The following is an 11,247-nucleotide window of genomic DNA, read 5'->3' on the forward strand; positions in this document are numbered from 1 at the left end:
TAAAATCAACACTTTCCACAAGTAAATAGGTTGCCAAATTGAATATTTTCGGTTTTAATAGGAGTTGAAAACATGTTTTTGTTTATCGGTTAATAATAACATTAACTTAGGAGTGATCCCTCTGTCCCGCAAAGCAACGATGATCATCGACAAAGACTTCGCCATTTCCAAGATCGACGAAAGACTGTACGGTTCGTTCATCGAGCATCTTGGACGCGCCGTGTACGGCGGCATTTTCGAACCCGGGCATCCATCGGCCGACGAACGCGGCTACCGCAAAGACGTTCTGAACCTTATCCGCAAGCTTCGCGTGCCGATCATTCGTTATCCCGGCGGCAACTTCGTCTCCGGCTACGACTGGAAGGATGGCGTCGGACCGCTCGAGCTACGGCCGCGCAGGCTTGAGCTCGCTTGGAGAACGGTCGAACCGAACCTGTTCGGTTTGAACGAATTCGCCGACTGGTCCAAAGCGGCCGGCTCCGACGTCATGTGGGCGATCAACCTCGGCACCCACGGCGTGGAAGAAGCCCGCCAAATCGTCGAATACGCCAACCATCCGTCCGGCTCGTATTGGAGCGACCTGCGCGTCTCGCACGGCTACAAGGATCCTCACAACATCAAGACATGGTGCCTTGGCAACGAAATGGACGGCCCATGGCAGATCGGCCACAAGACGGCTGCGGAATACGGCCGCGTCGCCCAAGAATCCGCCAAAGTCATGAAATGGGTCGATCCCACTATCGAGCTAGTCGCCTGCGGCAGCTCCGGCAAGTTCATGACGACGTATCCGGAATGGGAAGCGACCGTGCTCGACCATACGTACGAGCACGTCGAATACTTGTCGCTGCATACCTACTACGGCAACCACGAGAACGATACGCCGACGTTTCTCGGCCGCTCGCTCGAGATGGAAGACTTCATCCGCAGCGTCGCCGCGACTTGCGACTATATCAAAGCGAAGAAAAGAAGCAGCAAAACGATGTATCTCAGCTTCGACGAATGGAACGTCTGGTTCCACTCCAACGACGCGGACAAACAAATCGCCCCTTGGCAGATCGCGCCGCCGCAGCTCGAAGACGTGTACACGATGGAAGACGCCCTCGTCGTCGGTTGCTTGCTGATCGCGATGCTGAAGCATTCAGACCGCGTCCGCATGGCCTGTCTCGCGCAGCTCGTTAACGTCATCGCGCCGATCATGACGGAGAACGGCGGAGACGCGTGGGCGCAGACGATCTTCTATCCGTTCATGCACGCGTCCGTATTCGGAAGAGGCACCGCTCTCGTGCCGCTCGTCCAATCCCCGAAATACGATACGAAAGCCATTACGGACATTCCGTACCTGGAATCCATCGCCGTCTATAACGAAGAAGCCGGCGAAGCGACCATTTTCGCGGTCAACCGCGATCTGAACGAATCGCTGCCTTTCGAAGCTGACTTGCGAAGCTTCGGCAATTGCCAAGTTATCGAGCATCTCGTGCTCGAGCACGCCGATCTGAAAGCGACGAACACGGCGCGGAATCCGGACAACGTCGCGCCGCACGCGCGCGGGAACGCGCAAGCGGACGGCTCCAAAGTCTCCTCCGTTCTGGGGAAAGCGTCCTGGAACGTCATCCGCGTCAAGACGACGCTCGCGTAACGCCGACGACGGCTTTCGGAAGACGGGCTTACCGCCCTCTTTTCCGAAAGCCGTCGTTGTCATTTGTTATCATTTTTTTCGGAAGTATTCACAAACGGGTCTGAGCCGTGCTATACTGTAAGCGCTACCACAAAAACATCTTTCTGAGGGGGATTTGGAACGATGACTGTAGCGCTACAGCACAAAAACGTATACGAGGATTTCGACCCGCGCCAGGACACGTTGTTTTTCAAAGTCGGGGCGCACGGATTGATCAGCTTTCACGGACGGAACTATAACATCAAAAAGAGAATGTCCGCCGATGAAAGAAACCGCTTGGTAACCGACTCCGCCACCTTCTTCCGCATCGCCTCCGATTGTTACGTCAACGTGAGGAACATCTCCGTCGTCGGAGACCACCACCTGTTCTTCGGAGATACCTCCAAGCGTCTGCCATGCTCCGCGAGGAAGCAACAACTGATCCGCGAATTGATGGACCGTTAATTGAAGAGGTCGTTCAAAGACAAAGCCTGAGTGAACCAGGAAGTATCGCTTCCCGGTCGACTCAGGCTTTGTCGCGTTCGCTAGGAGACGAGCATCTCCATGATGAGTCCGGCCGTCTCCTCGATCGCCTTTTCCGATACGTCGATGATCGGGCAACGAAGCAGCTTCATCATACCCGCGGCGAACTCGATTTCCTTCTCGATGCGTTCCATCGAAGCGTACTTCGCTTGACTCGGCAGCCCGAGCGCCTTCAGACGTTCGGTGCGGATCTTCAGCAGCCTCTCCGGTTGCATCGTCAGCCCGACGATAAGCCGATCGGCACGGGAGAAGAGCTCCTGCGGCGGCTTCACTTCGATCGTGAGCGGGTAGTTGGCCGTCTTGATGCCTTTGTGCGCCAAATAAATGCTGAGCGGCGTCTTCGACGTGCGCGACACCCCGACGAGTACGACCTGCGCCTGCAAAAGTCCCCGGGCGTCTTTGCCGTCGTCGTACTTGACCGCGAACTCGATCGCTTCGATCTTGCGGTAATAATTCTCGTCCATCTCGTGAAGCAGGCCGGGCTGGTATTTCGGCGAATCGTTGAACGTATCGATGAATGCCTGCATCATCGGCCCCATGACGTCGACCGCCCTGACGCCGCTGCGGATGCACTCTTCTCGCATCGTTTCCCTGAGCTCCGGTTGAACGAGCGTATAAGCGATGAATCCGCCTGCCCGCGATGCTTCGTGAATGATCGATTTGATCTCGTCCTCTTGCTTGATATTGCCGTACCTGCGAATCTTCACCTGTTCGGTGGCGAATTGGCGCGCCGTCGCTTTCGCGACCGCCTCCGCCGTCTCCCCGACCGCGTCCGAACAGACGAATATCGTTTTTTGACGCTCTTCCGCCATGCTCTCTTCCCCCTACTCCGCGATGAAACCCGACGCCAGATCGACAAGCGCCTGGGTCATGTTCGTTTTCGTGATGCGGCCGACGATGTCGAGCCGGCCCGAGTCTCCGCCCGTCTGCACGACTGGCAATCCGCTCACCTGGTGATCGAGCATCTTCCTTGCCGCGTCGATGACCGAATCGTCGGGGAACACGTAGGCGACTCTCGGAGAACGAGTCATGACCATGCTGATCGGAACGGCCGCGGCGCCGGGATTGCCTAGCGTAATCTTCAATAGATCCTTTAAGCTGACCATGCCCGCGAGCGCGCCGTGTTCGTCCGTTACCGAGATATGGCCCGTGCTTTCGACGAACAAGGCGATAACGGCGTCGTTCACGGTGGCGTTCTCCGAAATGACGACCGGACGGTTCATGACGTCTTTCACCTTCAAGCTAAGGAACTTCTCTCCTTGTCGGCCTTCCGGACTTAACGCTTTTCCGATAAAATAGCCGACCTTCGGCTTCGCGTCGATATAGCCGAGCATGACGAGCACGGATAAGTCCGAACGGATCGTCGGACGGCTTATGCCCAAATATTCGGCGATTTGTTCGCCGGTAATCGGGGCGTTCTTCTTCACGTGGTCGACGATTGCGATTTGTCGTGCGGTGAGTTCGATGGCGGTTCCGCTCCTTTCTATCAAAGATGGTGCATAAGTCGATAAATATGGTATACCACAAACGGATATAGGTCACAATATTCAAATTCAATATTCGATATATAACGATATAAAAGCCCTCATCGCCGCCGATGAGGGCTTTCGTTCCCGAGTATATACCTGGTTACGCCTTGCCGGTTCCGGTTAGTGCCCCGCCTTGGCCCGGTCTTTGCCTTTATCCGACTCGCCGGCGTTCCGGTTGGCCGCTTCCCGGTCCGCTTGCATCTCCTCGACCGTCTTCACGTGCAGGCGCGCGGCGCCCCGGTAGCCTTCCTTCGTCGGGACGCGCTTGCCGGACGCGAGGCGGGCTTTCGCGGCGACGATCGCGTCGCCGTATTGCGGCAGCCACTTCTCCTGGGCGACGAGCATGTCGTCGACCATCTGCCAGATTTCGTTCGGGTTGCATACCGCTCCGACGAGAGGATCCATCATGAACGCCTGCCTCAGCAGCTTGTCGTCCCCTTGGACGGCCGCTTCGACCGCGAGCCGTTGCACCGAAATGCTGACGTTGCATACCGCCGCCGGGCCGAGCGGCAAGTCGCCGACGAGCGGCATCGAGATGCCGTTGCGATCGGCGTATCCCGGCGCTTCGATAATCGCGTCGTCCGGCAGATTGGAGATGACGCCCCGATTGACGACGTTGAAGTGCCCGCGATAGACTCTCCCCGTTTCCAGCCCTTCGATAATATAAGAGCCGTGCTCCTCTCCGCGCTCCGATGCCTCGTAACGATAAGCAGGCTCCTTCATCCAGTTCGGAAAGTCAGTCTCGAACCAATCGCGGCCTTCGGTGCAGACGCGTAAATAGCCGCCCGTCTCGCCGTTGATCCAACTGCCGAGGTCGATCCATTCCGCGATCTCGTCCGGACGCTTGCGATACCACGGCACGTATTCGCTCAGATGCCCGTTAGACTCCGTGCTGTAGTAGCCGAATCTCCGAAGCATATCTATGCGAACTTTCTCCGTCCGGCTGAAGTCGGGATGTTGCTCGAACGCTTCGAGCAGCTTGCCCGTCATATCTTCACCGTCGTGGCGGATTTGGACGTACCAGGTCTGATGGTTGATGCCCGCGCAGACGATATCGACGTCCTTCTTGTTCAAGTCGAACGCTTCGGCGATCTGCCAGTGGCCGCCTTGCACCCCGTGGCACAACCCGATCGTCCGCACGCAGCCGTACTTGTTGCATGCCCACGTCAGCATCGCCATCGGATTCGCGTAGTTGAGGAGCAGGACGTCCTTGTCCGCTACCTCACGAATGTCTTTGCAGATATCGAGCATGACCGAGATGCCGCGCTGTCCGTACATGATGCCCCCGGCGGAGAGCGTATCCCCGACGCATTGGTCGACTCCGTACGCGAGCGGAATATCGACGTCCGTGGCGAACGCCTCCAAGCCGCCGACGCGAATGGTGCAGAAGACGTATTTCGCGCCGCGAAGCGCCTCGCGCCTGTCCGTCGTCGGGCGGATCTCGATGTCGAGACCGTTCTCCTCGATGTCCCTCTGGCAAAGTCTCGTCACCATGTCCAGGTTATGCTCGTTAATGTCTGTAAACGCAACTTCGATTCCCCGAAATTCTTCGACGGAAAGCAAATCCCGCAGCAATCCCCTTGTAAATCCGATGCTCCCCGCACCGATGAAAGCGACTTTGAAACTCACCGAATACGCCCCCTACTCATATTCATCATGGATACTCGCTTCCAGACCATTGTAGCAAGCGCCATGAAGAAAGCGTTATCGGAAAACGGACCAGATTCGCTTCGAATTGTCAGCTATTCTAACTATTCGTACGTCCGCACCATTCTGTCCATCGAATTCCTGAACGCAAGCGGCGTCAGCCCGGTATGCTTCTTGAATACTTCGTGGAAATATTGCCGGCTTCCCGCCCCCACGTAATCCGACACGTCCGCGATCGGAATGTCGGTATGCAAAAGCAGCATCTTCGCTTTCTCCATGCGCAGCTCCGTCAAATAGGCGACGAGCGTCCGTCCGGTCTGCGCCTTGAATATGCGTTGCAAATAACCCGGGTGGACATTCACGTGGGCGGCCGCCTCTTGCACGGATAGCGGTCGGTCGTAGTTCTGCCCGAGGAAGCCGATGCATTTCTTCACGTAAGTATCGCCGGCGCCTCCGCTCAGCTGCGACTCCCCCCTCAGCCTTGCGATCCGAATGAGCAGTTGGGAGAGCAGCAACCGTTCCATGACGCCGCCGTCGTTCGTTTCCTTGCGATCGAGTTCCAGGACGAGGCTTCTGAGCGCATGATAGACGTCGTCCGGATCTTTAAGCGCGAGATGCCGGGCCGATGCGGAGATCAGTTCCCGTAGACTAAGCTCCCGCGCGGCCAATTCGCCGATCGACGGAAATCCGTCATCCGGGCTTCGTTCGGCGAAACCGAATTCGACGTTCAGCATCCGGCATGCCCCTTCGACGACGAGACGATGAGGCACGAGCGCGTCCAAGACGACGAAATCGCCCTTGGCCAGCTTGTCCGAGCGTTCCTTGCCGTCCTCCCCTTCCCACGCGACGACGCATTCTCCTTGGATGACGTACATGATCTCGGTCGAATCATGCCGATGGCTGTCCATGTTGAACCGTTCCCACTGCTTGAAGTAATACGCGTAAATACGCGGCGAATACGGGGATTCCCCCAACAACCGGCGGTCGAAAAGGCTTCCGTGTCCCATCGCTACCTCCAGACGGTTATTCCGTTAATCGTCATTTCTCGTTAATCCTACTATGTCGTATCGGACTATGGCAGTCAATCCTTCCTCATCACCTCTTCATCAAGTGAGAATATATAACATATATGTAACAATAACCGATTCCCCCTTTTGAAATTCGGTTGTTTATGTTATATTACTTAACAATATTTTTTCGAAGGGAGCGAACTGGGATGGATAACGCAAATCTGTTGTCGGCATTGCCGAAGGTCGACCTGCACGTTCACCTCGACGGCTGCGTGACGCCGGACACTCTCGTTAAGCTCGCCGCAAGCCAAGGCATTCCCCTACCAGCCCAAACCGAATCCGAATTGTTGCCCTATGTCCAAGTCGGCTCGAATTGCGCCAGCTTAACCGAATATTTGACCAAGTTCGATTTCGTGCTGCCCTTTCTTCAAACCGGCGAGGCGCTCGAACAAGTCGCATTCGAAGCGGTCGCGCAAGCCGCCGAGCACCGCATCAAGTACATCGAAGTCCGCTTCGCGCCCCAACTTCACCGCGCGTCGGGATTATCGGCGGACGACGCGATTCGCCACGTCCTTCGCGGTCTGCAGCTCGGCGAAGCGCATACCGGCGTCATCGCCCGGGCGATCGCGATCTGCATGAGAAACCACGAGCCCGACGTCAACCTCGAAGTCGTGCGCGCCGCCGCCGGCTTCGCCGGCCAAGGCTTGGTCGCCGTCGATCTCGCGGGCGACGAATCGCGATACCCGACCCATCTGTTCCGTGACGTGTTCGCCCTCGCCAGGGAGCTCGGACTTCCGATCACGATCCACGCCGGCGAAGCCTCCGGCGCCCATAACATCGAAGAAGCGGTCCTTCGGCTCGGCGCGAGCCGCATCGGACACGGCGTGCGCCTGAAGGAGGACGGCGGCATCCTGAATTATATTCGCGAGCAACGCATCCCCCTCGAGCTCTGCCCGACGAGCAACATTCAGACGAAGGCGGTAGCCGGTTGGGACGTCTATCCGATCCGGGAATATTACGATCAAGGCATCTTGTTCACGGTGAACACCGACAACCCCGGCGTATCGGGCACGAATATCACGAAGGAATACCGGGTACTAGCCGAGAAGTTCGGCTTCACGACGCGCGAGATCGCCGAGATCATTCTGAACGGCGTCGACGCTTCGTTCTTGGAGCGCGACAAGAAAGCGGAGCTGAAGCGCGACTTCGAGAGCATCTTCGCGGAAATGGGCCTTTACGAAATTCACTAATCTTCGGCTACCGCTAGCGCATCGAACATATCGGAACATCGAGGCGCATCCCGCGATCGCGACAACGCGATTCGGGAAGCGCCTTTTTGCATGCGAATGCGCCGATTGACTATAATGGACGCAAAGGAGCGATACATATGACCACTTTTCAGCAACGATTGGAACAATACGCCGCTCTAGCCGTCGAAGTCGGCGTCAACGTGCAGCACGGCCAGCAATTATGCATCATCTCTCCGATTTCCGCTGCACCCCTTGTTAGGGAAGCCGCGAAGCACGCTTATAAGTTAGGCGCGAAATACGTCCACGTCGACTGGAGCGACGATGAAGTCGCTCGCGCGCGCGCTGAACTATCGTCCGAAGACGGTTTGTCCCACTATCCGGAATGGCACGCCAAGGGCCGGGTAGAGATGGCGGAAGCCGGAGCGGCCTTCCTAAGGATTTCCTCCGAGAATCCAGATCTGCTGAAAGGCATCGACGCGGACCGGATCAGCCGAATGACCAAGGCGCAGCAAAACGCGCTCCAGCCCTTCCGCCGCTTTACGTTAGGAAATCAAGTCGCTTGGTCGATCGTCGCTTGCCCGAACGAGCTGTGGGCGAGCAAAGTGTTTCCGGAGTTGCCGGAAGCGGAACGCGTAGACGCGCTATGGAACGCGATCTTCGCAGCGACGCGCGTCGACGACCCGACTCCGGTCGACACGTGGAAACGGCACGCGGACACGCTCGGCGCCAAGGCGAAGCGGCTCAACGAGCGCCGTTACAAGGAACTTCGGTACCGCGCTCCCGGCACGGACTTGACGATCGGGCTGACCGACGGCCACCTCTGGACGAGCGCCGGCGCCCGCAACGCGGCGGGCAACGTCTTCATTCCGAACATGCCGACCGAGGAAGTGTTCACGACGCCGCACCGGGAACGCGTCAACGGCACCGTGTCGAGTAGCAAGCCGCTGAGCTATAACGGCAAGCTTATCGATGGCTTCTCGTTCACGTTCAAGGACGGACGTATCGTCGATTACAAAGCCGACCAAGCTTACGACGCGCTCAAGCAGCTCGTCGAGACGGACGACGGATCGCATTATTTGGGAGAGATCGCGCTCGTTCCCCACCGGTCGCCGATCTCCGATACGAACCTGATCTTCTACAACACATTGTTCGACGAGAACGCCGCTTGTCACTTAGCCATCGGCTTCGGCTTCCCTTTCTGTCTCGAAGGCGGTCTCGAAATGGATAAAGACGAGCTGGCGCAGCGCGGAGTCAACCACAGCTTGACCCACGTCGATTTCATGATCGGCCGAGCCGATCTCGAGATCGACGGCATTACCGCGGACGGCGCCGTCGAGCCGATCTTCCGCGCCGGCAATTGGGCGATCGAGTAGTCGCGTCCGGCCTGCGGAGCGCGGAGCTGTCGTGATGAAAAACACCGTATCAGCTCTACACAACGGAAATCCTTGGCCCCATACGAATGAAAAACATCACAATAGAGTCCATTTGCGCCGAAAAATCCGATTTTACTTCTCCTTGTGATGGAAAACATCGCAGCAGCTCAATAAAATGCCATTCTCGTACGCCATACGATGAAAAACATCGCAAGAGCACAAAACAACCAAGTAAAAAAGCGCCGCGCTCCCTTGCCGGGAGTCGCGGCGCCTTTTCTTTTCCACCATGCCTATACGAGCTTCGCGCCTTGAACTTCGTTGACGAACGAGCGCGCGAGCTTCGTCAGTTCGTCGAACTTGCCGTCTTTCACGAGCTGCTTGTCGATAAGATTGCCGCCGAGACCGACCGCGATCGCTCCGGCATCCAGCACGGACTTAATGTTCTGCAAGTTGACGCCGCCCGTCGCGATCATCGGAATGTGATTGAGCGGCGCGCGAATTTCTTTCAGGTAGTTAATGCCGAGCGAGCCCATCGGGAACAGCTTCACCGCCGAAGCTCCCGCTTTGTGCGCGCGGACGATTTCGGTCGGCGTCATCGTTCCCGGCCACACTTCTACGCCGCGCTCGACGCCGTAACGGACGACTTCCTCGTCCAAGTTCGGCGCGATCAAATATTCGGCCCCCGCGGCGATCGCTTCCTTCGCCTGCGATAGATCGATAACGGTACCCGCGCCGATCCGCATGCGATCGCCGTACGCTTCCCGGAAGCGCGAGATCATGCCGAGCGCGCCGTCCGTATTCAACGTTACTTCCAGGAAGACGATGCCTCCGTCGGCAAGCGCCTTCGCGGTCGCGTTGCCGTCGTTCGGGGAAATGCCCCGTACGATGGCGATGATTTTCTCTTGGGTCAATTGTTGCATCAATGGGGAAGACATAGTCAAACTCCTTCTCGCGTCGGCAAGAGATTTCGGCTTCAACGGCCCGTCCGGTTCATTCACGCCATCATTGTAACACCGACGGAAGCTTCTGAACACCGTGCATCGATGCTTTTTCCTCCCCCACAGCTACGAACGTCAACCGCCGGGTTGCTACTCTAGTACTCCCGACGCCGCAGCTGCCCGCTCTTTCGTGTACGCCTCCCACAGCCCGTTCAAATACACCGCTCCGAGCGCCCGGTCGTAAAGACCGTATCCCGGTTTGCCCGTCTCTCCCCAGATCATGCGGCCGTGATCCGGCCGGCACGGACCGTCGAAATCGACGTCCCGCAACGCTCTGATGAATTCCGCCATGTCGATCGAACCCGCGGAAGACAAATGCGCCGATTCTTGAAACGATTTCTCTCCCGTATGCTTGACGTTGCGCGCATGAACGAAGTTGATTCGCCCTTCCGCCCCGAACCGCCTCGCCAGCGCCGCCATGTCGTTGCCCGGATCCGCTCCGAGAGAGCCGCTGCACAGGCAAAGTCCGTTCGCCGGACTGTCGTAGAGCCGCAGGAAACGATCGAGCGCTTCGCCGTCCGTGATGATGCGCGGCAAGCCGAAGATCGGCCAAGGCGGATCGTCCGGGTGGATGGCCATTCGGACGCCGACCTCTTCCGCGACCGGCATGATCTTGCGAACGAAGTAGCCGAGATTGTCCCACAGCTTCTCCGCGTCCACTTCCGCGTAATGATCGAACAGCCTGCGCAAGTCTTCCTTGCGGTAGCTGCTGTCCCAGCCCGGGAGCTGCAGCTCGCCGCTAAGCGGATTCATCCGTTGAACGACTTCCTCTTCGTAGATAAGCGCATTCGAGCCGTCCTCCAGCTCGTAATCGAGCTGGGAACGCGTCCAGTCGAATACCGGCATGAAATTATAGCAGACGATGCGAATGCCGGCTTGCGCGAGATTGCGCAACGTCTTGGCATAATTGTCGATGTAGAGGTCCCGCGTCGGCAAACCGAGCTTAATATCCTCGTGCACCGGAACGCTCTCGATGACGCTGAGCTCGAGACCGGCCGCTTCGACCGTCGCCTTCAGCTCTTCGATTTTCCCGTGAGGCCATTCTTCGCCGACCGGCACGTCGTAGATCGCGCTGACGATGCCCCGTACGCCGGGAATTTGCCGGATTTGCCATAACTTCACCGGATCGGACTCCCCGTACCAGCGGAAAGTCATATACATGCGGAATGCCCCCTTTTCTTCGTTTTTGCAATTTAATATTGCTTGTTCAAAAAGTCCGGTTTTCAGCACCGAGAAGGTTGAA

General features: G+C 57.5%; 10 protein-coding genes. 4 read left to right on the plus strand and 6 right to left on the minus strand.

All coding sequences use genetic code 11. The annotated features are described in order from the left end of the window. The first annotated feature begins 139 nt into the window (after window positions 1–139). Together arfA and ACFPPD_RS04540 are read left to right on the plus strand one after the other, a co-directional pair. Complete coding sequence (gene arfA, locus ACFPPD_RS04535) at window positions 140–1,636, plus strand: arabinosylfuranosidase ArfA (protein WP_209743547.1); 1,497 nt, start codon at window positions 140–142, stop codon at window positions 1,634–1,636. Window positions 1,637–1,798: 162 nt separating this feature from the next. Next, window positions 1,799–2,119: a hypothetical protein gene (locus tag ACFPPD_RS04540; protein WP_209743549.1), complete on the plus strand. Its 321-nt coding sequence runs from the start codon at window positions 1,799–1,801 to the stop codon at window positions 2,117–2,119. Window positions 2,120–2,199: 80 nt separating this feature from the next. On the opposite strand, the gene ACFPPD_RS04545 is transcribed toward ACFPPD_RS04540, so the two are convergent. The 4 genes from ACFPPD_RS04545 to ACFPPD_RS04560 form a co-directional block, all read right to left on the minus strand. Continuing rightward, window positions 2,200–3,009, minus strand: coding sequence for a pyruvate, water dikinase regulatory protein (locus ACFPPD_RS04545; protein ID WP_209743551.1), 810 nt, complete (start codon window positions 3,007–3,009; stop codon window positions 2,200–2,202). A 12-nt stretch (window positions 3,010–3,021) separates the two neighbouring features. Beyond that, a complete protein-coding gene (locus ACFPPD_RS04550; RefSeq protein WP_378081362.1) occupies window positions 3,022–3,684 on the minus strand; it encodes a helix-turn-helix transcriptional regulator in 663 nt (220 codons plus the stop codon). A 162-nt stretch (window positions 3,685–3,846) separates the two neighbouring features. Beyond that, entirely contained in the window at window positions 3,847–5,355 is a 1,509-nt protein-coding gene (melA, locus tag ACFPPD_RS04555) for an alpha-glucosidase/alpha-galactosidase (RefSeq protein WP_209743553.1), read from the minus strand. 122 nt (window positions 5,356–5,477) lie between these two features. Further along, complete coding sequence (locus ACFPPD_RS04560) at window positions 5,478–6,380, minus strand: helix-turn-helix domain-containing protein (RefSeq protein WP_209743555.1); 903 nt, start codon at window positions 6,378–6,380, stop codon at window positions 5,478–5,480. Between the two features lie 209 nt (window positions 6,381–6,589). On the opposite strand from ACFPPD_RS04560, the gene add reads away from it, so the two are divergent. Beyond that, window positions 6,590–7,633 carry an adenosine deaminase gene (add, locus tag ACFPPD_RS04565; protein ID WP_209743557.1) on the plus strand — a complete coding sequence of 348 codons (1,044 nt, stop codon included), beginning with the start codon at window positions 6,590–6,592 and terminating at the stop codon, window positions 7,631–7,633. Between the two features lie 137 nt (window positions 7,634–7,770). Continuing rightward, window positions 7,771–9,006, plus strand: coding sequence for an aminopeptidase (locus tag ACFPPD_RS04570; protein WP_209743559.1), 1,236 nt, complete (start codon window positions 7,771–7,773; stop codon window positions 9,004–9,006). A gap of 290 nt (window positions 9,007–9,296) precedes the next feature. On the opposite strand, the gene ACFPPD_RS04575 is transcribed toward ACFPPD_RS04570, so the two are convergent. Continuing rightward, the gene (locus ACFPPD_RS04575) at window positions 9,297–9,941 is read right to left on the minus strand and encodes a bifunctional 4-hydroxy-2-oxoglutarate aldolase/2-dehydro-3-deoxy-phosphogluconate aldolase (RefSeq protein ID WP_209743561.1); all 645 of its coding nucleotides are present in this window, start codon (window positions 9,939–9,941) and stop codon (window positions 9,297–9,299) included. A 153-nt stretch (window positions 9,942–10,094) separates the two neighbouring features. After that, window positions 10,095–11,165, minus strand: a complete 1,071-nt coding sequence (gene uxuA, locus ACFPPD_RS04580) for a mannonate dehydratase (protein ID WP_209743563.1) — start codon at window positions 11,163–11,165, stop codon at window positions 10,095–10,097. Window positions 11,166–11,247: the final 82 nt, after the last annotated feature.

This window comes from Cohnella suwonensis (assembly GCF_042655365.1).
Classification (GTDB): domain Bacteria; phylum Bacillota; class Bacilli; order Paenibacillales; family Paenibacillaceae; genus Cohnella; species Cohnella suwonensis.